A 20897-nucleotide genomic window follows, 5' to 3' on the forward strand; every position below is an offset into this window, starting at 1 on the left:
CGGATGCACTATTCAAGGAGTAAAATGGAACTCTGGAGTCGTTACTTCACTCAGGCTGGGTTTTCAGCATGATCTTGTTCCTGTTCCCGGAGCTTTATTCGTTGTATCTTTCCTGTCTCAGTTCTGGGGAGTTTATCAACGAATTCGATTTCGCGGGGATACTTGTACGGCGCTAGCGTTTTCTTGACCGAATTTTGCAATTCGACTATAAGGTCGTTATCCGCGCTTATCTCATCGTTTGGCACGATGACTGCTTTAACGATCTGTCCCCGCTGTTCATGTGGGCTACCAATCACGGCAACTTCACTCACTGATTCATGTTCTTCAAGAATTGCCTCAACTTCGGGGCCAGGGATATTGTATCCGCTAGAGATAATCAGGTCATCATAGCGGGATTTATACTCAAAACGGCCATCCTCACGTTGAACGAAGATATCCCCTGGAAGACTCCATCCATCATCAACAACTTCTGTCTGCTTGTCTGGCCGATTCCAATATGTCATACCGGTTGGCCCACGTACAGCAAGTAACCCTGGTGTTCCGTGGGGAAGATCTTCACCCGTATCCGGATCGACAATCTTGCACTCATATCCTGGTACTGGGAATCCAGTAGCAGTCGGATCAATTTCGTCAGTGTGGCGGTGACTGACAAAGATGTGCAGCATCTCAGTAGTACCAATGCCATCGAGAATTTCGATTCCATACTCTTGCTTTATTTGTTCGAATGTCTGCGGTGTGAGCGGCTCACCGGCGCTTACACCCAGTCTGAGAGAAGAGATATCGTACTCTTTAGGTCCATTTGGATGCTTCGATAAAATCTGATTGTACGCTGTTGGAATTGAACAGAATACGGTGATGCCGTGGTTTTCGATGGCTTCAAGCAGTGTTTGGGGGTTGGCATTCTCGACAAGACTCGTACTCGCACCGAACCGTAACGGGAACGTCACTAGATCTCCATACCCGTAGGCAAACGGAAGCGGTGGATTACCACCGAAAACGTCGTCCTCCGTTGGTTCAATACAATACCGGGCATAAGTGTCGGCGGTCGCCAATAGTTGTCGATGGGTATGGTACGTCCCTTTTGATTTTCCCGTCGTTCCACTGGTGTATAACATGAGCGCAGGATCTCCCCGGTGTGTCTCGTGTCCACTGAGTTCAGGGGAAGCGTCGTTGATCAAGTCATTATAACTGTGAAAGTCATGGCCGATACCATTGCGTTCGGCGACAATAATCTCCTCAAGCGTCTCGAGATTATCGTGAGCCGCCTCTATCTCATCCAAGAGGTCATCGTAGACAACGGCTGCGATTGCTTTCGCATCGTTGATGATATAGGTGAGCTCTTTTGCTCGCAACAATTTCATCGATGGGAGTGGTACAGCGCCAATTTTTTGAGTCGCAAGGCAGGAGACGATCGCTTCTGGTCGGTTCGTAAATCGAACAACGACTCTATCACCTGGCTCAACTCCTAGTTCTAAGAGCGCATTTCCTAATCGGTTAACTTGCTCTTGGAGCTCACTGTATGTGATTTTCTCGCTCTCAAAGTGAATTGCGACGTTATCTCCACGTCCCTCGGTTACATGTCGATCGACGAGTTCAGTTGCAGCGTTGACCGTCTCAGGGTAGTGAACCTCCGGTACTGCGTGTATCAGGTCAGGATGCTCCGCTTCACTCGGGAGATATGACTGTGGAATTTTGGCTTGCATAACGCTAGATTGTTTATTATGGTTTCAGATAAAATACCTTCCGGTTGGAATCGTATTTTAACCATACGAAAACAACCATCTAGATCAAAACCAGTCTGGATTAAACTCTGAGCCACAGGTTACATATCGTCCGTAAGAACCTCATTCCCGGCAAAACACGTTCTATACAGCGCATCCCAGGGGTGTTATCTCATCCACATCGCGTCAAACACTGAGGATGCGGTCAAAAGACGGCCGCTATGAATCACTTAAAGAATTATTATTTTTGCAATTGTAGATCTTCTGGAAACAGAATGTGCACTCCTGGATTCGAGGTACGGTAATTGTCACTCCCCAAATGGCGCGAGCATTGGCGTATCAAACAAGACGGGTTGTCCTGACTGATCGTAACACCCATATTCGGTAATACCTTTGATATTCGTCTGACCCCCGCTCGTAAACTCGTGTGCGATTCGAATCGTTTCCTGATTAACTTCGAGGACATCAGACGAGACGGATAATGTCGACTCGAAATACACAGGCGATAAAAATTCCCAGCTCCAATTGCGAAGGAGATACGGTTGTTTTTCGCCTCGCAATTCGTTCTGGCTTGTTCCCTGTTCGCCGAGGAACTCTTCAAGCGAGATATCCGCAAACCGGGGATATTCTTCGAAATATGCTAACTCCGCTCCCTCAATATGGGGACTACGGATCTCGAATGACGTCGAAAACGAAGGCAGTTGTTCGCCGCTAGAAGTCTTTGTATGAACACCAACTGTGGCATCGCGATCATCACAAGCCTTGATGAAATCCGAACGCGCCCTTTTAGGTAATGCCAACGCAGTTCCGGTTGGTGAAATCGTGACGTGGGTCATTTGGGCCGTTGCCAACCGCTCACCATTACCGTCTATCATCTCATACAACAATTCAATACTTGAGTCGCCTACGGTTTGTGGTGTCGTTTCAACGGATACTGTTTCACCGATCGTGGGATAACGGTCAACTGACGTATCGACAATCACTGGTGCGTATGGAATTCCATCAGCAGCAAGGATTTGTTCAAACGAATAATCGAATGCCGCTGCAATCTTCTGTGTCGAGATCAGCTGCCAGTCAAAAAACGTTGCGCCATGGACAAGCGGTCCTGCAAGTTCGCCGAATTGCACTGGCTTATCAACGATAGTTTGCATGTTTCGATACGTTGCGATCAATGATTATTAAGGTATGGATCCTAAATTTAGATATCAAGATCTTGCTGTCGTTGTGACTTCTCTCCCGTGCGTACAAAGGCGATTAATACGACGGTACATACGTAGAGGACTCGAGCACAAACTGTGTCTCGCTTTGGCCCGTTCTTGCCAGGTGAAGCAGTGTAATGTCAAAGGTTAAGTTGGCGGCAGTACCGTTCATCGATATGCGAATGACAGTACTAGGCGCAGGTACAATGGGTCATGGCATCGCACAAGTCAGTGCAATGGCTGGGCACGAAGTAGTCCTGCGGGATCTCGACGAGGAGTTAGTCTCAGAGGGAATCGATGCCATCCGGGCAAACCTAGAGGGGGGTGTCGAACGGGACAAAGTAACCAGAGAGGAAATGAGATCGACGCTCGACCGCATTGCCAGCAAAACAGATCTGCAGTCAGCAATCGAGGGTGCCGATCTCGTGATTGAGGCGGTACCAGAGGACCTCTCTCTAAAAAAGAACGTATTGTCAAATTCCGAGGGATTTCTCGACGAGGAAGCAATACTCGCGACAAACACCTCATCGATTTCTGTGACTGAGCTGGCTAGCGCACTCGAACGGTCTAGCCGGTTCGTCGGGTTACACTTCTTCAATCCGGTGCACGTCATGGCGCTTGTCGAAGTTATCATCGCCGAACGAACAAGCGACAAGACCCATACGTTCGTAACGGACTATGTTGCTAGTCTCGAGAAAACACCGGTCACTGTGCAAGACTCGCCAGGATTCGCCTCATCCCGACTTGGAGTTGCTCTCGGTGTTGAGGCGATTCGAATGGTCGAAGAAGGAGTGGCATCACCGCAAGATATCGACACTGCAATGGAACTTGGATACAATCATCCGATGGGACCACTTGAGCTGACGGATGTCGTAGGGTTGGACGTGCGCCTCGATATTCTCGAATATCTTCGGGAGGAACTTGGAGAGCGGTTTAAGCCACCGCAATTGCTTAAACGGAAGGTGCGGGCTGGCAAGACCGGGAAAAAGTCCGGCGAGGGATTTTACGTTTGGAAAAATGGCGACCGTATCGCGATGAGCGACGAATGGCACTTCCAATGACGAACAACACAGTTACCATATTGGCTGCGGATGCTGTCTCGAATCATTGGTGTGGGGCAAGCGATGAAGTTTATCGTGTCGGGTGGTCTTATCGATACCGAAGAGGCTGCTGAGATTGGCTTCGTTGATACAGTTTGTACATAGGAAGATATCGAACGTTGTGTGAACAGTCTCGCCGTGTCGATCGCGGAAAAGAGTCCTGTTGCACTGGAAGTTGCTAAAGAAAGTATTCGTGTGGCCTCGCGAATGGGAATCGATGTGGGTATTGATAATGAGGTAGAACTGTTTATCCGACTGTTTACCACTGTTGGTAAAGACAAGGGTATCGACGCCTTTTTCGAGGGATTTGATACACAGTGGAAGAGGAGGTAGGGGCGATTTTCGTCAGGATCATTCCCATAAAACCATATAGTTTGACCCTCGTATGAGCACTATGCAGTTTGAAACGCTTACTGTCGAGATATCCGATGGCATTGCAACGGTGGCGTTATGCAACGAGCCTGTGAATACTATCAGCCAACATGTTCGTCATGAACTCGCAGACATCCTCGAGATACTCCGCGAAGAGCGAGTACGAGTCGTCGTCTTCCATGGCGCTGAAGATGTCTTTTCTGTGGGTGCTGATATCGGACTCTTCGAAGAAGCCCAAAACTGGACAACACAGGAATTTCGGACAAACTCTCGCATCCTTGGCCGCGTATTTGAGGGTCTTACCCAACTCGAAAAACCAGTTATTGCAGCCATCGATGGCACTTGCGTTGGTGGGGGACTCGAGCTTGCATTAGCCTGTGATGTGCGAATTACAGCACCCGATGCAACCTTTGGATTTCCCGAACACAATATTGGTCTGATCCCTGGACTCGGTGGCTGTTCTCGCTTTGTACAATTAGTTGGCCCTGGTAAGGCAAAAGATTTCATCTTTACCGGAAAATTGTTTGATGGCGAACGTGCCTGTGAGTTAGGAGTCGTTGAACGGATTGCAGATGATCCGATGGATGCAGCCGAGGACTATGCACGGGACCTTCTTCAGCAACCCCCACAGGCCCTCGGTTTAGCAAAGCGCGTGATTGATTCGAATACGAATCAGAACCCACAAACAGCAAGCTTGCTCGAATCGCTTGCCCAGAGCACGCTTTTGCAAACCCAGGATCATGAAGAAGGAATCAAAGCGTTTCGAGAGAAGCGAGATCCCAAATTTACGGGAAAATAGCTGGGATTCCCTTTTGGTCAACTAAATAATAGCAGTTGCGTAATAGCTGCCAAAATCGAGGATAAACCAGACTCCATCAGAATATAACAGGCACATATAGCCGTTAGCATAAGGTATATCTATACCATTACCAATTATTGGGTCGTGTTGAATCATGACACAAAGTAAGTCCGTCAATCCTGGAATCTTTCCCCTACTACTATTCGGATATTCGCTTGCCGTATTAGGGGCAGAGCTACTCATCGCGCATGAAGCAGCAGGCGCATTAGTATTCGCCATCTTCATTGCAGCAATTGGAGAAAGTATCGGTGGATTATGGGAAATTTCACAGGGCAAAACCTATCTCGGGTCAGTTGTCACGACATTTGGCATCTGGTTATTCGGCTTATTCATGCTCGAGACGGTCGGTCAAGTCTTGGGGTTAGTAACATCACAAGCATTGGCGACCTATTTTCTGGTTCTGCTCGTTCCAATTATTCTCTTAGGCTATCCAGCCTTCAAAAATCAATTAGGATGGCAGATCCAAGGTGCATTCGTATTCTTGTTTCTGCTCGTGTTATTCGCTGGTGTAAACTTCATTATCACGAGCTCAGTACTCAATCTTGCAGCCGGCACGTCTGCATGGTTAGCGGCAATTTGCATCTGGTTGCTTGCCGCAGAAGATATCTTTGCCATTGATATTGGATCAGATATCGAAACAACATCCGCAGAAATAGGTGAGACACAGCATCTTGAGTGAACAAACGATAGTTCCAACAAACACTGAGCACGTCACATATAGACCGTGAAGTAGGCATTTATCCCACGAAGAACAATAATGCCGAATCTTTTCCCGATACAACTTTATTACTCGGCTAATGGTACTCAGCATATGCAAGAATCAATCTTTGGTGTGAAACCAATCGTAGCAGAATCTGCATTTGTTTCAAAGATGGCTTACCTGATTGGTGATGTAACTGTGGGTGAACGATCCAGCCTGTGGCCGTTTGTATGTTTGCGCGGCGGTGAACGAAGCAATCCGACAATAGTCGGCGAGGAATGTAACGTACAGGAGTTTACGATGCTTCATGGAGCGTCGATTGGAGATCAAGTCTCGATCGGGCATAATGCCGTTGTAGATTATGCAACCGTTGAAGATCATACACTCATTGGAATGCAAAGTACAGTTCTCGCCGATGCAACCATTGAGTCGAATTGTTTAGTTGCAGCAGGTAGTGTCGTTCTACAAGGTCAAACGGTTCCAGAAGGGCATTTAGCATATGGAGCGCCCGCTCAAACACGACCGCTGACTGATGATCAGCGAAATGAGATCTCACGGGTCCACCAACACTATGTCGATCTTGGACAGGAATATAAAGACACAGAAAGATATGAATGAAATACGCTTAACGTATACGAATTATTTGTAAGATACAAACTATTTACAATAGACTATAATTCAGCAGTATCGAAAAGATCGTCAAGATGAGCTGCTGCATTTGGTTTTGTTGTATACGTCCCTTCTTTTTCAGTCAATAAGTTGTTATTAGTAAGATGGTTCAAATGAGCGTACGCCTCACCCGGACCATGAAGGATATGAATGCCTTCTAGATCCCCGAATAGCTCTGCACTAACTGTCCATGCGTCCATAGCAGAATTCTCAGATAAGATGTCGATAATGCGTTGACTCCGCTCATAATGATGATTGATGATTTCCTGAGCACGAGCTGTGGGATCATCTATGACGTATCGATGTCCCGGGTAAGCACGTATGTAACCACTATCTCGAATCCGGTAAAGTGTTGTAAGATATGATTCGAGCGGATCTGAAACGCGCACATCTGCTCCACCAACGTTCGGCGTATAATGTGGTAAAAGTGAATCACCAGCAAACAGTGCCGTTCCATTATCGGTTTCGAACGTAAATCCAATATGACCAGCTGTATGTCCAGGCATATGGACGACAGTAAGCTGCTGATCTCCGAGCGTAATAATGTCACCATCAGTGTGTGTTATTGGAGTAGGTGGTTCACCACGAAGTTCATCATGGTGGTCCATGAAGTCAAGCAACTCGCGCTGTGCGGTCGTTGGCATTCCCCAGCTATTGAAAAATGCACGCTGTTGTTCGCGAAATTGGTCAACTGCCTCCGGTTCTCGTGATATGAGTGGCGCATCAATAGGATGAGCATGGACAACTGCCCCGCTCTCTTGTTGGAAAGAGCCCGCAAGGCCAATATGATCTTCATGTAAGTGTGTCAATAGAATGTGGTCGAGATCGGCCACTTTTACACCGTGATCGGCGAGTCCCTTTCGAAGTGCCTCCTCTGTTCGAGGCAATGAGACGCCTGTATCAATAAGGGCGGTTTCGCTACCACGCAATAGGTAAGCATTGTTCTTTCCCTCAAACTCTGTATTGCTCAATTGGACTGCGTCAATGTTCACGATTAGTGAGATGCCTTACTCCGTAATAATAGTCTGGGGATTATTAGAAATAGGAGGCCAGGAACAGTCTAGTTATATTACATTGAGAAGCAAGCAATATTTTGCACTTATATGTAGACAAGTATGTGAAGGCCAGTTGGGAATATAGATTAGACCACTACCATTGTTGCCCTATGATTGTATAATTCATACAATATTGGTGAGGGAGCTATCTTCTATATTTCACTAAATCATCAGCCAGACAATAATCCAGTGATCGGATTATCTAAACTGGCCGAGATGAAATCGCTTTTTAGCTGTCCATAATGAATTGCCAATATTATGATCACCCACTTAGTTTTCATTGAACTATAATATTTTATATATTAAAATATTTATTCTTATTTTAAATTATTATACTGGAGTATTAATTCTAGAATTAATTATTTATTTAAAGAATTTCATAGACGGAATTGTTGTATATGTCCATTACTATAGTCAGCAAAGAGGGCACGATATTATTTATAATTTATATAAGTGTTTGGCATATTCGGGCTAACTCACTACGCATGTTCGCATTGAAGAGCTCTAAACAATATTATTCGAACGTACTGATTCGATTCAGATTCACACGGAAAGGCACACGCTCACGGGCGTTGTCTATCATGTGTGAGCATTGCGACCCGGAACTCACCTGTCGAGGGCCAAAGTCGGTCGAGCACGTCTTGTACATCGCCACCCTAACTCCCGGTCTATAGAGACGACAGCGACGGTGGTGAATGCTAGAGGTCTAAGGGAGAATAACACCGTTGCAAGGAGAACACAGAACGAAAAGTGGCCAATCGTCGGAGCTTACAACAGTAGTCATATTGTGAAATAATTCTCAATAATACATAATATTTGTTCGATGAACCCATCTGCTAACCCGTTTGGTTTTTCGCTTACCACAAAGCATTGCCATTAAATGGATCGAAAACGAATTTCCAACATATTGACAATCAAGAGAAGGGCGAGGTCTGCGAATTTTCTAGTGAAGCTAAAAGCTCGTCAGTAAGAATTCAGAGATGATCAACAACTTCTAGTCTTATCAGGGAACCAATACAGCTACTAGTACTAAGGTGAGAGAAGATGAAAATCATACACAGTTACAAAAAACGGTGCGTTATTTAATCAGGTTTGTCTAACATTTAAACAATTTGACCAACTCCAAACTCACAATAGTATCTATGCGATCTGCTCATCTCTTTGAACTAATTCGTTCATAACCCCAACAGCAATCCCTGCACCAATACTCGTTAGAAGAACTTCTGCTTGAGGGGGGTGAAACAATAATCCATTCACGAAAACAAACAAAACGCTAAATCCAATTGAAAAGATGATTGCCAGAACCACTGAATTTTTGATGAGCAGTGGACCAGACATATAAAATGATAAGCAACCTAGCAATAAAAAATCAATTGCAAACACGATTTCACCCGTTGAGATATGTTTTCCATTGTTATATGCGATTTTAAGGCCGTGATATCGCCTTTCGTACCTCGAAAAAGTCCAAAGAAAGGGGGAGGTACGAAGAGCGAACAAGCAGATGTGACGAGTGGGCGTTCACGGAAACTCAAAGATTACCGAGATCGCATAATAGTCAGTTTCAGAGTATAGATCAAACAGACGGTGGACGCGATGCACGAACTCTCGAATGGACGTCTCGGGAAAACCAAGCGCCATCGATTCAAGTCGTCAATAACCTGTTCCACCACCCAAATAGCAAAGATACTACACACTAATGATTCCGGTACAATGCCTTCACTCCTCGAACGACTCCTCGGCAGTGACACTCCAGACGAGCAAGTCGATTTGGAATCGCGACAGAACAAAGCGGATGAAGCACTCCACGAAGCCGTTGAACATGACGGCTATGCCGTTGAAGATTGTGGTGTGACAGGTGTCGCGGTTGTCAACGAAGGGCCTGACGGAGAACCAATCGTCGTGCCAATCGCTCGGTTTTCTCTCGGAGAGGATGTCGAGAATCCCGATCAAGATCTCGTGTGGGATCTCGTCGGCGAAGCTGCACTCGCGATGCAAGCCCCCTTCGACGATATCTTCGTCCGTCACTATGATATCCAATTCACGTTTGATGGCGACAAGCTCTTCGAGGCAGAGGAGTGTCGGCGCGTTCTCCTAACAGACGAACTCGTTGACCGATATGCAACTGACGCTAGCTTTATGCTCGCAGATCTGCGTGACGCTGTATTCGCTGCGGATGATATTGACGATGAAATTGCACCAGTCGCATGGAGCGAGTGTACGAACTATAGCCAGACGAACAATGCAGCGATCATTGTTGCCGGGACGACTGCAGCGGCGAGCGCAAGTGCGAGTGCAGCGAGCTGTGCTGGTGCCGGAGCGGCTGGTGGTGCAGGTGGCACGTGCTGACTGGTTGCTCTCTGACCTGCCTACAGAGCGATTAGGTGCCATAAGCACAACAAATATATGGGACGTAAACGTTTATGCCACACATAACAGTATGCGTGTAGAGTTACGCCTCCCATTGCCAGACGAACAGATATTCAGGTATGAAGCGATGGACGATATCCTCGAAATTACGGCTCAAAACCCGACACAAGAATTCTCGAATCGTGAGTTACAAACACTCACCGGATTCGGCGGTCCAAGCGTTTCGAAGGCACTCACACTGCTTGCCGCACTTGGGTTGGTCACACGCCGGAACGCTGGTCGAAAAACCCTCTACCAAATCAACGATGATCATTTGCAGGAAGCCGACGACCCATTGCTGGAAATTCCCCAGACTACCTTCCGACAACCGCTCGAACGATTCAGAGACCGCGTCACCAAGGAACTCTCATCAATCGCTGGCATTGTTTGCTTTGGCAGCGTTGCACGCGGCGAGGCGGATCGCGTCAGCGATATCGATCTGTTCGTGCTAACAGACGACGACAACGAACTCGTAGCCACACGACGAACAATTTCGAAGATTAAATCGGATCTCGAAACACAGGCGATCAACGGGCAGCGATACGAATTCGAAACCTTCGTCGAATCACCTGCCAGTGCCCGCCGACGAGGCGAAGATCTTCGACCGATCTTCCAAGAAGGAGTCGAACTCTACACAACAGACATGCTCCAGGACGTCAAACAAGGGATCTTCGGAGGGAATGAATGACGTCGAAAGAAATCGAGAACGCACTCGCTAATGCTGAAGACGCGTTCCAACGCTCACCTGACAATCCAGAAACAGGGTTGGAATTCGTGACCGATCCAACTATTCTCCAATTGCGGAAGGCCTGTCGGTTGCTCGATGCAGCCCAATTCCTTATCGATCGCAATGGCCACTACACGGTGATCATCGAAGCATCATTCGTTGCAATCGAGCGCTCAATCCAATTCTATGTCGAAGCAAGTGGGTACGATACCGAAGTATTTCGTCAATACACCAGCATCCGAATCACGTAACGGGACGAACGATATCCAGTCGTAGTGAGCTTCATGCTCAAGCCGAATTGCCACCTCTTCAGAAATCTCAGAGACAAGCGCAGACAGCGATGTCTGTTCCTCCCCGTCGATCGGTGTCACCCACACGCTATCGACGATGCCGTGCACAACGCGCCAGCCATGCTCCTCGAGCACTGCTTTCGTCTCCAATAGATCGTCTGTGTTAGTATTAGGTACTAACAACCGGTCAGTCGAGAACCGACCGTAGAATCAATCATCCACTTCTGACGGAGCAAGCGGTACCCGTTCAAGACCAACAGTATCGTAATCTAGTTCGGTTGAGAGTACCTGCTCGCCCTTTGTCGCGACAAGACCAGCGTGGAGAGCATCGAATGGCGTCATATGATACTCGTCGATATACGTTGCAGCTGCAAGAATCGCATCTTCGTGAATTTCTGGGACGATAGGAACCAGTTCGAGCAAGTTCGTAATAGCTCGCGGCGCATCGATCTCATACTCTGCCTCAATGTGGTCATAGAAAAGGACCAGAACCTCGGCGTACGAAAGAATGGAGGTGTGGATGTCATCGTACTCTTCGAGGGCCCCCAGTGCCGAGTCTTGGAGCCAGTCGTCGTCTTTCACTAAGGCGGTGAGAAAATCGGTCTCAACGTACACAAGCTATTCCTCACTCTGTTCGTGTTCTGCCTTGCTGCGATCACGGTGACGCTCGTTGATCTGTTGAGTCGCAGACGTTCGAGCCGCTTCTTTCAGCTCGGCGGCGTCTTTGTCAGCAAACGCATCCCCGACAGCGTCTCGAAGGCCTTCGAGCGGATTGTCATCAATCGGAATGAGTTTGATCCCGTTCTCTAATTCGACGAGACGATAATGCTCGCCAAATCGTTCGCGTGTTTTTTTCGGTATCGTGATACGACCGCGTTCATCAGTAGCTATTTCGGACATACCCATTATTAGACTAGAAGTGGGCATGTATAACTCTGTTCCCACACCAGTGGCAAGTACCCATATACATATCTAGTCAAGGTCGACGCGAGAAGCGCACGGAGAGCCAGCAAGTCGACGATAGAAATCTCAACATCGTTGAACATGAAGAACGTCGCCAAGACAAACGACGAGATGGTCGCACGACTCGGATATCGCGAAGTCGCGACGCACTACGGGTGTGCGTACAAGAACGATGGCTATCGGGTCATGGAAGAGATGGCCGAGCGCGTTCCTGGCGTGACCTACAAGGAATCTCGAACGTTGTCAGTGGACGATGCAATGGGCGTCGGTGGGTATCACATCGAAATCACGTTCGCCCATCCCGACCTCGCCGGGTGGATACGAGCACACGAAGCAAACGCGGAACAAAACGGAGGACGCTAATTAGAGCGTTGTAATCACGGGGGTTCGTCGAACCCCCGCTCGAACGCGGTCCCATCCGGCCTCGTGGCTGCCTTCGAGCAGGTGCGCGACGTAGATACATACCGTTAATCAGTTCCCGGCCCTTCTGTCGTCTATATTGAATAGTCGTGACGATCAAGAGGATACCATGGCCAACCTCATCTACGTTATCAACACATCACTCGACGGCTACATCGCCGACGAGAACGGCGACTTCGACTGGACAGAGCCATCTGAGGACGCGCATGCCTTCTTCAACGATTTCCAACGATCGGTCGGTACCTCCCTTATCGGCCGTCGCATGTATGAAACGATGCGGGTGTGGGACACCTTTAACCTCGACGACCTCTCCGAGGTAGAACGCGAGTTCGCCCAGGCGTGGCGGGATACCAGCAAGGTTGTCTATTCAACCACCCTGGACACTGTGCCGGAACCACGGACCCGTCTGGAGCAAACGTTCGACCCCGAAGTGGTACAGGCCATGAAAGACCAAGCCGACCGCGACCTGTCCATCGGTGGTCCCGGTCTCGCTTCCGAGGCCATCCGCGCAGGTCTGGTCGACCGGTATATACTGCGCTTGGTCCCGACGATCGTCGGAGGGGGAACCCGATCCCTCCCCGACGCAACGCGGGCCGACCTCGCTCTCAACACGACACGTCGTTTCGACGACGGCTCCGTCCTCGTCGATTACAGCCTCCGATAACCAAATTGCCCTCTAAACAGGCAGTGGGATAGACCACCAGTCAGTTCAACGGACCGGATCACCTTCACCTAGAAACTACGCGGGGCTATCTACGGACAATCTGCGACCATCGGCCGTGCAAGATATGCGCTCTGTATCTTGCAGCCACTCAACAAATTGACGAGCTGCTGGCACAAACGACGATCTGGACATTGAGGCTAAATTCAACAGAACTAGACCGACTCCGGAATAGTAGTTCGGATAGGGCTATACACTTTGCCAACGTATTCATTTTATGGCACCGAAAAGGTCACAGACAAACGAATCGAGAGTGATTACTAGGCCTGGTGTCCAAATGACACTGCTCGCCACCAGTGACGATACCAATGGTGCGTGGAGTCTAATCGAGAACGAGGCCGACCCCGGCCAAGGCCCCGCACCCCACTGGCACGAGGAGATGACGGAGGGAATCTACATTCTAGAGGGGGAGGTCAATTTCGAAATCGATGGCGAAGACCGGCAAGCGGGGCCAAGCGAATTCATCTTAATACTACCTCGGAAGGTTCACACGTTCACCGTAGTTTCGAACGAACCGGCGAGGTATCTGATCCTGGCCTCACCCGGTGGATTCGAAGGATACTTCGAGGAACTCCAGGAGCTAAGAGCCGAAAAAGACGAGTGGCCTCCGTCGGATATGACCCCCGTCATTGAGGTGATGGAACGCTACGACACCTACCTCCCACCCGTCGAGTAATACATACCAATGGACAGTTCCGCAATCGAATGTCTTAGTTGGTGACTGGTCCATGCCTTGTATTCAGCGATACCAATAGCTCATCACTGATCGAGAGTTTCGACACAGGTTTGATTTTGGTTCTATGAAGATGCAGACGTGCAACAGCTCCTTCCTTTAACCTTATACTCGTTAGAGAAATGATTTGATAATCGCCTGTATCGAGGTACCGTCGGTGACGTGTTTTCTCCGAGAGAATCAACTCACAGCGGGAAATCCGTCACCGGAATGACGGTGCATTCTCGAACTGCTGAAACGTCTCTTGGAGCGCTTCGCGAAAGAACTCGAGACCATCCGTTCGGTCGGAGCGAACGTGCCACTTGATACTATCATCGCCCATCGGAAGCTCGACGTCGAACGTCGCCCACCATTCACCAGTCAGAATAGTGGGCCAGAGAGAATGCAATCATCACAAACGATTTTCGATGCGCAACGCGAACTTCGAGGTCATGGCAGTTATCCAGTGTAATGGAGCGACCCTCTATTACGAGGAATACGGAGATGGGCAAACGATCATATTTCTCCATGGGGCGTGGGCGGGACTCAGGTATTTCGAACCACAGCTGACGGCACTTTCGAACCAGTATCGGACGGTCGCCCTCGATTTCAGAGGGCACGGTCGATCGGAGAAAACAGAGCAGGGCCACACGGTACGACAATATGCCCGCGATGTCCACGAGTTTCTCGATCGATGTCACTTTGATAATGTTGTGCTCGTCGGCTGGTCAATGGGCGCGGCCGTGACCTGGGAGTATGTCGACCAGTTTGGGACCGAGCAGATTCGAGGGCTGGTAAACATTGACGCCGAGCCATCCCCATTGCAGCAACAGGACGACAAATTTGGACGAATGAATCTAGAGGAACTCAGTACCGTGTTCGTCGACATCCAAACCGACCACCTAAATCTCATCGAGCGGGAAAACCAATTACTGGTAAAAGATTCTCCGTCGCGGGATCTCGAAACGATGATGTTCGACGAGGCGTCGCGTACCCCGCCACCGATTAAGAGCGCGATATTTGCCGATGTCCTACGGAAACCGCCGTACAATCTCAGCGATATTGATGTCCCAACGCTGGTGTGCGCTGGCGCGGATGAAAAGTGGCGGAGCGTCGCCTCCGTGGAGCACGTCGCAAATCTCATCCCGGATAGCAGGTTCGAACTGTTCGAAGAAAGTGGCCACTGTATCACCGTTGAGGAGCCAAAGCGTTTTAATCGAGTCCTGAGCGATTTCGTCGACTCTGTTTGCTGAATACGCGCTTTGTATATTGGCCGATGAATTGAACAGCAAAACTACGGACGATAGTCCGGGCCACAGACGGGTTGCCGGAGATTAGCGTGGCCGGGACGAAAACACGCCCGAGAGCGATACGAATCTAACACAAAATCACACAAACGCGGTTGTTGACGTCCCGAATTGACACAGTTCGGGACAGACGCCGTTCGGCTACTCGTAAGTACGGCAGTTGTATCGGCAGCTATCGGCTAGAAGTTAGCGGGAAGGAGAGGGGCGATGCTGACCATCGCGTCTGTGGTCGGAGAGAAGCAAGATGGAGGTCACACACTGGAAAAATTCGGACGAAATTTATGCTGAGCAATCACTGATAGGGATAACTTCGAGAAAATCTTCAAGTAGCATGCCATTGCGATAGCGGACGTCCTCATTTCGTCGATCGTATTCGATAACCCCATGATCAGCGAGCTTTGGAATATGGGTATGGATGAGTGAGAGCCGGACTTGTTCAGCCGTCGTGGCTTCATCACTTTCCTCAGAGAGGTATGTAACAAGCTCGTTGAGATCCGCTACATCAGTGTCTTCCGCCATTAGATACCAGAGAAGCTGGCGTCGGCGATGGTGAGCGAGTATCCGACAAATTTCGTCCAGTGTATGCAATGAACGATTTTCTGAAACCATATTGCTGGATGTATCAGGGTAAGATACACAAGCAGTAGGGCTGTTCACACGGGGTATCTTTAACCAATAATGAACAGAACCCCCTCCTTCAGATGGCATCGTCCCCTGATGCATTAAGCAATGCGTGTTCGAGCAGCGCCTCGTTCCCGCGTCGGATGAGATCGGAGAGCGACTGCTGACTGATATCGAGCTCCGCAGCTAACTCAGAGAGCGTGATTTGCCTGGGCGTCCGAAAATACCCACGTTGAAGCGCGAGTACCAGTGCATCCCGCTGTTTTTCGGTGAGCACACTGTCAAGGAAATGGTCACCCGCTTCGGTGAGCGTGTGCAGCTGGCCAAGTGTATACTGGATATCGTTCTCACGACAGTGGTTGTGGAATGTGGTAAGATCCTCCTGAGTGGGAAAGAGAATTTCGAACTCCCACGCGTGGGAGTTATACCCATATGCACTTCGAATGATTGTCTCTGCGGCGGTAAATCCTTCAAAGAAGCCGTCTTCGGGAATATTCCAGTTTAGGAGATACAGACGGCGATCATCCACCTCCTCGATTGCCACGAGTTCTTGGACCTGCTCATGAGCCCGGACGCGTTGTTCAAATCCGTCCAAATCCGTATTCCATGCCCAAAATAAGGGGATGACATTCGTCCCAACAGGGACGATGCGCTCGAATTCGATGTGGGTTTCTGTCCCTGCGGTGAGGAGACGACCAAGCGGGAAATTCGTCGCTGGAAGAGAGAGTTCAATAATGGTTGCCATCGATCCGTCCGGTATTCATTCCACAACTCCTTAATCGCTCGTATGGAACCGAGTTTAGCGGATTCCGATTCGAAACTGTAGACGGAAAGGTCGAACTGTTATGTGCCATAGCCTGGAAAACCAGCGAACACGGCACTTCGTCGTCGTATCTATCGGTCAGGAGCGTCGATTTCAACAGCGCCCTCACTCGACACAGTCACCCAATAGCCTGCATACTCAAACGAAACTTCGCCACCAGTATGTGGCGACCCATCTGCTCGCGGTGCAAAGAATGCAGTGAATGCGTCTGGATCGATCGCCTCGTATAACGGTTGTAGTTCCTCCCTGGATTGTTCGTCTGATTCTGCAACCATTCGAAGAATTTGCTCAGTTACCGAGCGAGGTCTACTATTGTGCGATGGTCTATTCTCGATATCAATTGAGCCCGGTTTTATGAGTTCCTCACAAAAGAACAGCCACGGTGATGTCACAAGGTCTTATTGTGGCAACTGTTCTCAACGAGTCCATAAACTGGAACCACGAATAAGGAATTATTGAGGTTTTCTAAACATTTGGGCACAGCATCGTCTCTGGGAAGACTAGACTCTCATTCCGTCGTGCGATTACTCCTACTCCTTCGTTCGCTAACTTCTAGCAGTGCCTCAAGCCGATCATTGCTCTGATAGCGAATGGTTCCTTCCTGCCAATTATATTTGATTAGACCGTAATTAGCCATCTTCGGCAAATGACGGTGGCGCAGATTCATCCGAAGACGATCACGAGATATCTCAAGATCGTCGATGAGCACATCAACGAGTACTGAGACTGCAGTTGAGACCCCGTCCATCTCCGAGAGGAGGCAGAGAGTATAGCGGCGCTGTTGGTTGGCGAGGATTTCAAACAGTGCGTCGAGCGATAGTTCCGCTGGATCGGTGGTATCACGTGTCATTGTCTGTTGCTCAGTAAAATACTGACGAACATCTGTAGCCATAAGTTTTCTTTTTGATATTTTTGGAGCATGGGTCGATATCCGCCGAGTGGTGTTTTTTCATAGGAATGTTAGCTAGCATTTTAATCTTTTGGCTAATAATATATAAATACTTATTTGTAAGCAATAATGTGAAGGAGATCATTTAACCGATTAATTTCACCACATCACTCTGTGCTGCAAGAAATCGGGGTGCCATCTGTCTTATTAGCTGAGGTCTTCCTTACTTTCGATGGACCCTGAGTTACTGAATGGAGACATTCCTCTAATCATCCAAACGACGCCAAGCTAGACTCGGTATACTGCCCTAACTCCTGCTCGATATCCGATTCGCGCCACCCAAGCGGTGACAATACACTCGCTGCTGCCCGAACCAACAACTCTTGATAAAACCCGACATCATACTCGTCCACCTCTTCATTTGCCAACATTACCCGCTCCCGCAATTTCTTCGCATCATCAACCACCACATACGACACACTCTGACCAGGCGCACGCGCCAACCCCAAATCAGACGCCCGCTCCAGCGCTGCTACACTCCGCGTTGATTGCGTATAATCCTCCTTCTTCTTCGAAACGCGATTCGTGATCACCAACTCATTCGGATCAACCGCTCCACGCTCAAGGCGATCGACCCACGACCGCAGTTCCTCACAAACCATTTCCGGATCACGATATTCATCCACTGCCTGAATCAACGCTTTCTGCGCATCGTCGATGTACGACGGCGTACTCCTTTGACGACACTCAATGCCCCGATATTTGTACTCGTCTTCAGCAGCGACTTTCCCGAAGTACTTCGTCAACGCACCGGCATCCGAATCACGTAACGGCACAAACGATATCCAGTCGTAGTGGGCTTCATGCTCAAGCCGAATCTCTACCTCCTCGGAAATCTCCGAGACAAGCTCCGAAAGTGACGTCTGTTCCTCGCCTTCAATCGGCGTCACCCACACGCTATCGACGATACCATGCACAATCCGCCATCCATGCTCCTCGAGTACCGCTTTTGTCTCTAACAGGATCTCCCGAGCAAACGCGTTAATCGCTTCGTGGCACTCGATCCGCCCGAACTTCGCATTTGAAAAGCCCTGATAGCCGAAACAAGACACCAGAATCCACTTGATCGCACTGGATTGGCCTTCCAATTCATCACGACGCTCTTCGTCCTCAGTCTCTCGAATCTCAGCTTTGATTGCATCCCTGTCTTCAATCAGCGGCTCAAGCACATCCGGAAGATAGCCCCGCTCGTTACAAATTGAATACCCGATGCCCGGCACGTCCCCTCGACCAGCATGGCACTCACACCGAATCTTTTCCGGACTCACGTTCCGCGTGACGATGATATTCGGATACAACGACGAGAAATCGAGTTCATGAACGTTCTCGTGCATGCCGACATCCGGTGCAAAGGTGAACCCACCACGGTCGGCGTCGTGCAGCTGGCGCATCGTTTTGAACTTCTCGTGACGCCACGATCGCCAGGGCACGAGCACATCTCGCCTACATGCTTCCTGAATTTGAATTCCGGTCAAGATGTTCCCAATCGACGACCACGCCAACTCCTGCAGTGGTTTTCCCGACTGTTCGACGAGATATAGACAGCCATCGAGGTTGGTCTGATTCCACATGAACGTGTTCGAGCCGTCGATGATAACTCGTCCAGGAAGATTGTACCGTGCTGGTGAGTGCCCGACCTGTCCGTAGCTTTCGTAGGTCGATTCACCTGCCAACTGCTGCCATCCGGGCCGTCGTCCAAGCTGGAATTCCATGTCGAGTCGATCAGCCTGCTGGAAGAGAACCGGAATGAGATCGCTGGTATTCAAGAAAAGAACGTCCGGGTCAACCGACTCAACACGAGTCGAAAGCGTCGTTAGCACGTCCTCCCCACTCCCAGTCACCGTCTCATCGTCAATTGTGAGTTCAGTAACCCGCTCACTCGCGAGTTCTGTCTCCGAAACAGCAATCTGCATCTCCGAGAGTTCGTGGGTCGGCAGTGGGTCAATTTCCTCTTCGAGACAGTAGCGGAACTCCCGCGAGAAGTCGACGTTGTAGCAGCGATACTCACCGGGCGAGCCCCACTTACTTACCATTCGTGCCACCGAATTCACCGCCTTGAGGTCGACTACAGCCACTTGGAGTACTTGCTCGGGGTCGTGCCGGAAGCTCACGCGTTCTTCGACGATAGCAACCCGAGCAACAGCGGGATGATCACGGAGTGCAGCACGTGCCATGGAAAACTCACCATCGTTATGCACAGAGACGTAGATCGTCGGCGTATACGAGTCATCGACCTCGCAGGTCACCCCCGTCTCGGTTAGCGACCATTTGAGCACGTCGTCGTTGACGTAATCGATTTTGTACACCATCGCCTCATCCCTGATCGTTCAAATCGTCCTCTAAGTGATCGAGTCGATCCACCAAGTCGTCGATTTGGGTCTGTTGTTCGATCAAGATCGAGATGAGGGTCGGCGTCTCGACAAACAGAGGTTTGTGGACCGTGCTGGGGTCGGTATGCAGCTGTGCGTACTCCAAGAGTCGATCGAGGACTACTCGATCAGTTGGTCGAAGTGACCGGCGATACTCGTCCCATCCTGCCTTGATGTGGTTGGTGTAGCTCATTACAAGTAGACATAACCACCGACATACCCTTAGGCAAGCCAGGGTCGCTTCCGAATGTTCCAATACCAGAAAGTTCGATAGTAATCGGTGTGGGTGTCGGTCGTGCTGGTCACCATATTGGAGAAAGAAAACACTCTGCTCACTCGCTATTGTCTGCCGGTCGAATACAGCAATAAGAACCCACTGGAAACTCGAGATATCCCTGGAATTTGGCGGGGTGAATTTCATATTCTGTTCGTAAAATATCGATGCGGGCGTAATGTTGTCGAATGTATTGGTGGATGAGCTGGTGGTGAATATCACGCTACTTCAGGATCGTACGAAAGATGATTGCAGATGGTTCGGTACCTCCTCAATTGACGGAATGTACCCTAATCTGCTATCGTCAGTCACGATCCGAGAGACCAGCTAATAGCCACGAAATTCGACCTATTCCGTTCGTTTCCGATTCAGGTTTCCGAAACTCCAGTTCTCAATACGGGTTCACTGACCAACAGATGTGCTCACGTATCGAAAGAGACAGCGGGGGAAAGGGAGAACTAGCCCTCACAACCACGCACCACCACACAATTGGGTGATGGCGCCAGACGGTGTCGTGGTGCTGGCCTGTGTGAGAGCGTATCTCCACCAATGGGCCAAGAGATAAAATAAGTTTGTCAGACATAGATTGATTTTATTATATAAATTGTTCAAATAACTAGACAGCAACCACCACACACGA

The 20897-nt window shown here is 49.3% G+C and carries 24 protein-coding genes and 1 pseudogene; 12 read left to right on the forward strand and 13 right to left on the reverse strand.

The features are described from left to right. Positions 1-50: 50 nt before the first annotated feature. Entirely contained in the window at positions 51-1703 is a 1653-nt protein-coding gene (locus OOF89_RS19580; RefSeq protein ID WP_266081221.1) for an acyl-CoA synthetase, read from the reverse strand. A gap of 326 nt (positions 1704-2029) precedes the next feature. After that, the gene (locus OOF89_RS19585; RefSeq protein ID WP_266081222.1) at positions 2030-2872 is read right to left on the reverse strand and encodes an acyl-CoA thioesterase; all 843 of its coding nucleotides are present in this window, start codon (positions 2870-2872) and stop codon (positions 2030-2032) included. A 224-nt stretch (positions 2873-3096) separates the two neighbouring features. Here OOF89_RS19585 and OOF89_RS19590 point away from each other — a divergent pair, with 224 nt between their 5' ends. From OOF89_RS19590 to OOF89_RS19610, 5 genes are all read left to right on the forward strand, one after another. Then, positions 3097-3981 (forward strand): 3-hydroxyacyl-CoA dehydrogenase family protein, encoded by an 885-nt coding sequence (locus tag OOF89_RS19590; RefSeq protein ID WP_266081833.1) that lies wholly within the window; start codon positions 3097-3099, stop codon positions 3979-3981. A 162-nt stretch (positions 3982-4143) separates the two neighbouring features. Beyond that, on the forward strand, positions 4144-4353 hold the full coding sequence (locus tag OOF89_RS19595; RefSeq protein ID WP_266081224.1) for a Clp protease/crotonase-like domain-containing protein: 210 nt from the start codon (positions 4144-4146) through the stop codon (positions 4351-4353). 52 nt (positions 4354-4405) lie between these two features. Next, positions 4406-5191 (forward strand): enoyl-CoA hydratase/isomerase family protein, encoded by a 786-nt coding sequence (locus OOF89_RS19600; RefSeq protein ID WP_266081226.1) that lies wholly within the window; start codon positions 4406-4408, stop codon positions 5189-5191. 154 nt (positions 5192-5345) lie between these two features. Continuing rightward, a complete protein-coding gene (locus tag OOF89_RS19605; protein ID WP_266081228.1) occupies positions 5346-5930 on the forward strand; it encodes a GPR1/FUN34/YaaH family transporter in 585 nt (194 codons plus the stop codon). A gap of 132 nt (positions 5931-6062) precedes the next feature. Next, a complete protein-coding gene (locus tag OOF89_RS19610; RefSeq protein WP_266081230.1) occupies positions 6063-6569 on the forward strand; it encodes a gamma carbonic anhydrase family protein in 507 nt (168 codons plus the stop codon). Positions 6570-6622: 53 nt separating this feature from the next. Here the strand turns inward: OOF89_RS19610 and OOF89_RS19615 are convergent, their stop codons facing one another. Both OOF89_RS19615 and OOF89_RS19620 read right to left on the reverse strand, forming a co-directional pair. Further along, positions 6623-7612: an MBL fold metallo-hydrolase gene (locus OOF89_RS19615; protein WP_266081232.1), complete on the reverse strand. Its 990-nt coding sequence runs from the start codon at positions 7610-7612 to the stop codon at positions 6623-6625. 1203 nt (positions 7613-8815) lie between these two features. Next, entirely contained in the window at positions 8816-9013 is a 198-nt protein-coding gene (locus tag OOF89_RS19620; protein WP_266081234.1) for a hypothetical protein, read from the reverse strand. Between the two features lie 372 nt (positions 9014-9385). On the opposite strand from OOF89_RS19620, the gene OOF89_RS19625 reads away from it, so the two are divergent. The 3 genes from OOF89_RS19625 to OOF89_RS19635 all read left to right on the forward strand — a co-directional run bounded on the left by OOF89_RS19625 (position 9386) and on the right by OOF89_RS19635 (position 11059). Further along, positions 9386-10021 (forward strand): hypothetical protein, encoded by a 636-nt coding sequence (locus OOF89_RS19625; RefSeq protein WP_266081236.1) that lies wholly within the window; start codon positions 9386-9388, stop codon positions 10019-10021. 91 nt (positions 10022-10112) lie between these two features. Beyond that, entirely contained in the window at positions 10113-10769 is a 657-nt protein-coding gene (locus OOF89_RS19630) for a nucleotidyltransferase domain-containing protein (protein WP_266081238.1), read from the forward strand. Continuing rightward, positions 10766-11059, forward strand: coding sequence for a hypothetical protein (locus tag OOF89_RS19635; RefSeq protein ID WP_266081841.1), 294 nt, complete (start codon positions 10766-10768; stop codon positions 11057-11059). Before OOF89_RS19630 ends, OOF89_RS19635 begins: the two co-directional genes overlap by 4 nt. Here the strand turns inward: OOF89_RS19635 and OOF89_RS19640 are convergent. The 3 genes and pseudogenes from OOF89_RS19640 to OOF89_RS19650 all read right to left on the reverse strand — a co-directional run. Continuing rightward, positions 11012-11251, reverse strand: a pseudogene (locus OOF89_RS19640) (type B DNA-directed DNA polymerase); the annotation flags it as partial. The gene OOF89_RS19635 and the pseudogene OOF89_RS19640 overlap by 48 nt on opposite strands. 57 nt (positions 11252-11308) lie before the next feature. Continuing rightward, positions 11309-11713 (reverse strand): PIN domain-containing protein, encoded by a 405-nt coding sequence (locus tag OOF89_RS19645; RefSeq protein WP_266081240.1) that lies wholly within the window; start codon positions 11711-11713, stop codon positions 11309-11311. A 3-nt stretch (positions 11714-11716) separates the two neighbouring features. Continuing rightward, positions 11717-11998, reverse strand: a complete 282-nt coding sequence (locus tag OOF89_RS19650; protein ID WP_266081242.1) for an AbrB/MazE/SpoVT family DNA-binding domain-containing protein — start codon at positions 11996-11998, stop codon at positions 11717-11719. 144 nt (positions 11999-12142) lie between these two features. Here OOF89_RS19650 and OOF89_RS19655 point away from each other — a divergent pair, with 144 nt between their 5' ends. The 4 genes from OOF89_RS19655 to OOF89_RS19670 all read left to right on the forward strand — a co-directional run bounded on the left by OOF89_RS19655 (position 12143) and on the right by OOF89_RS19670 (position 15167). Next, a complete protein-coding gene (locus OOF89_RS19655; protein WP_266081244.1) occupies positions 12143-12424 on the forward strand; it encodes a hypothetical protein in 282 nt (93 codons plus the stop codon). Between the two features lie 166 nt (positions 12425-12590). After that, complete coding sequence (locus tag OOF89_RS19660; RefSeq protein WP_266081246.1) at positions 12591-13145, forward strand: dihydrofolate reductase family protein; 555 nt, start codon at positions 12591-12593, stop codon at positions 13143-13145. Positions 13146-13479: 334 nt separating this feature from the next. Continuing rightward, a complete protein-coding gene (locus OOF89_RS19665; RefSeq protein WP_266081248.1) occupies positions 13480-13878 on the forward strand; it encodes a cupin domain-containing protein in 399 nt (132 codons plus the stop codon). 464 nt (positions 13879-14342) lie between these two features. Beyond that, positions 14343-15167, forward strand: coding sequence for an alpha/beta fold hydrolase (locus OOF89_RS19670; RefSeq protein WP_328517198.1), 825 nt, complete (start codon positions 14343-14345; stop codon positions 15165-15167). A 333-nt stretch (positions 15168-15500) separates the two neighbouring features. Here OOF89_RS19670 and OOF89_RS24815 read toward each other — a convergent pair whose 3' ends face one another. From OOF89_RS24815 to OOF89_RS19700, 6 genes are all read right to left on the reverse strand, one after another. Beyond that, positions 15501-15944, reverse strand: a complete 444-nt coding sequence (locus tag OOF89_RS24815; protein WP_456071292.1) for a DUF7344 domain-containing protein — start codon at positions 15942-15944, stop codon at positions 15501-15503. Continuing rightward, positions 15919-16587: a helix-turn-helix domain-containing protein gene (locus OOF89_RS19680; RefSeq protein WP_266081252.1), complete on the reverse strand. Its 669-nt coding sequence runs from the start codon at positions 16585-16587 to the stop codon at positions 15919-15921. Before OOF89_RS19680 ends, OOF89_RS24815 begins: the two co-directional genes overlap by 26 nt. A gap of 149 nt (positions 16588-16736) precedes the next feature. Next, positions 16737-17057 (reverse strand): HalOD1 output domain-containing protein, encoded by a 321-nt coding sequence (locus tag OOF89_RS19685; protein ID WP_266081254.1) that lies wholly within the window; start codon positions 17055-17057, stop codon positions 16737-16739. Positions 17058-17173: 116 nt separating this feature from the next. Then, entirely contained in the window at positions 17174-17515 is a 342-nt protein-coding gene (locus OOF89_RS19690; protein ID WP_266081256.1) for a DUF7344 domain-containing protein, read from the reverse strand. Between the two features lie 308 nt (positions 17516-17823). Beyond that, positions 17824-19923 carry a type B DNA-directed DNA polymerase gene (locus tag OOF89_RS19695; RefSeq protein WP_266081257.1) on the reverse strand — a complete coding sequence of 700 codons (2100 nt, stop codon included), beginning with the start codon at positions 19921-19923 and terminating at the stop codon, positions 17824-17826. 4 nt (positions 19924-19927) lie between these two features. Further along, positions 19928-20176 (reverse strand): hypothetical protein, encoded by a 249-nt coding sequence (locus OOF89_RS19700; protein WP_266081259.1) that lies wholly within the window; start codon positions 20174-20176, stop codon positions 19928-19930. Positions 20177-20897 lie beyond the last annotated feature (721 nt).

The organism is Haladaptatus caseinilyticus (assembly GCF_026248685.1).
GTDB classification, from domain to species: Archaea; Halobacteriota; Halobacteria; order Halobacteriales; family Haladaptataceae; genus Haladaptatus; species Haladaptatus caseinilyticus.

Coding starts and splice junctions, on each gene's coding strand:
- OOF89_RS19665 (WP_266081248.1), top strand. CDS start 13,480: ATGACACTGCTCGCCACCAGTGACGATACCAATGGTGCGTGGAGTCTA.
- OOF89_RS24815 (WP_456071292.1), bottom strand. CDS start 15,944: ATGCATCAGGGGACGATGCCATCTGAAGGAGGGGGTTCTGTTCATTAT.
- OOF89_RS19600 (WP_266081226.1), top strand. CDS start 4,406: ATGAGCACTATGCAGTTTGAAACGCTTACTGTCGAGATATCCGATGGC.
- OOF89_RS19605 (WP_266081228.1), top strand. CDS start 5,346: ATGACACAAAGTAAGTCCGTCAATCCTGGAATCTTTCCCCTACTACTA.
- OOF89_RS19680 (WP_266081252.1), bottom strand. CDS start 16,587: ATGGCAACCATTATTGAACTCTCTCTTCCAGCGACGAATTTCCCGCTT.
- OOF89_RS19695 (WP_266081257.1), bottom strand. CDS start 19,923: ATGGTGTACAAAATCGATTACGTCAACGACGACGTGCTCAAATGGTCG.
- OOF89_RS19625 (WP_266081236.1), top strand. CDS start 9,386: ATGCCTTCACTCCTCGAACGACTCCTCGGCAGTGACACTCCAGACGAG.
- OOF89_RS19700 (WP_266081259.1), bottom strand. CDS start 20,176: ATGAGCTACACCAACCACATCAAGGCAGGATGGGACGAGTATCGCCGG.
- OOF89_RS19610 (WP_266081230.1), top strand. CDS start 6,063: ATGCAAGAATCAATCTTTGGTGTGAAACCAATCGTAGCAGAATCTGCA.
- OOF89_RS19655 (WP_266081244.1), top strand. CDS start 12,143: ATGAAGAACGTCGCCAAGACAAACGACGAGATGGTCGCACGACTCGGA.
- OOF89_RS19660 (WP_266081246.1), top strand. CDS start 12,591: ATGGCCAACCTCATCTACGTTATCAACACATCACTCGACGGCTACATC.
- OOF89_RS19620 (WP_266081234.1), bottom strand. CDS start 9,013: ATGTCTGGTCCACTGCTCATCAAAAATTCAGTGGTTCTGGCAATCATC.
- OOF89_RS19690 (WP_266081256.1), bottom strand. CDS start 17,515: ATGACACGTGATACCACCGATCCAGCGGAACTATCGCTCGACGCACTG.
- OOF89_RS19650 (WP_266081242.1), bottom strand. CDS start 11,998: ATGTCCGAAATAGCTACTGATGAACGCGGTCGTATCACGATACCGAAA.
- OOF89_RS19635 (WP_266081841.1), top strand. CDS start 10,766: ATGACGTCGAAAGAAATCGAGAACGCACTCGCTAATGCTGAAGACGCG.
- OOF89_RS19670 (WP_328517198.1), top strand. CDS start 14,343: ATGCGCAACGCGAACTTCGAGGTCATGGCAGTTATCCAGTGTAATGGA.
- OOF89_RS19590 (WP_266081833.1), top strand. CDS start 3,097: ATGCGAATGACAGTACTAGGCGCAGGTACAATGGGTCATGGCATCGCA.
- OOF89_RS19585 (WP_266081222.1), bottom strand. CDS start 2,872: ATGCAAACTATCGTTGATAAGCCAGTGCAATTCGGCGAACTTGCAGGA.
- OOF89_RS19630 (WP_266081238.1), top strand. CDS start 10,113: ATGCGTGTAGAGTTACGCCTCCCATTGCCAGACGAACAGATATTCAGG.
- OOF89_RS19580 (WP_266081221.1), bottom strand. CDS start 1,703: ATGCAAGCCAAAATTCCACAGTCATATCTCCCGAGTGAAGCGGAGCAT.